Origin of the sequence: Nocardia rhamnosiphila NBRC 108938 (assembly GCF_000720425.1) — a bacterium.
Taxonomy (GTDB): Bacteria; Actinomycetota; Actinomycetes; order Mycobacteriales; family Mycobacteriaceae; genus Nocardia; species Nocardia rhamnosiphila.
Map to the genome: position 1 here is coordinate 1 of NZ_JOAJ01000089.1, position 206 is coordinate 206.

Sequence of the window (206 nt, forward strand, 5' to 3'; positions counted from 1 at the left end):
ACGGCGTTCCTGTTCACCGGTCAGGGTGCGCAGCGGGCCGGGATGGGCCGGGAGCTGGCCGCGGTGTTCCCGGTGTTCGCGGCGGCGTTGGAGGAGGTGTGTGCGGAGTTCGATCCGCTGCTGGGCCGGTCGTTGCGGGAGGTGATGTTCACCGATCCGGACGGAGTGCTGGATCGGACGGAATTCACGCAGCCCGCGCTGTTCGC

At 69.4% G+C, this 206-nt stretch carries 1 protein-coding gene; it reads left to right on the forward strand.

The window, feature by feature from the left end; all coding sequences use genetic code 11:
* Nucleotides 1-206 (forward strand): acyltransferase domain-containing protein (locus IG75_RS37105; RefSeq protein WP_036516243.1); only part of this gene is annotated, 206 nt, incomplete at both ends.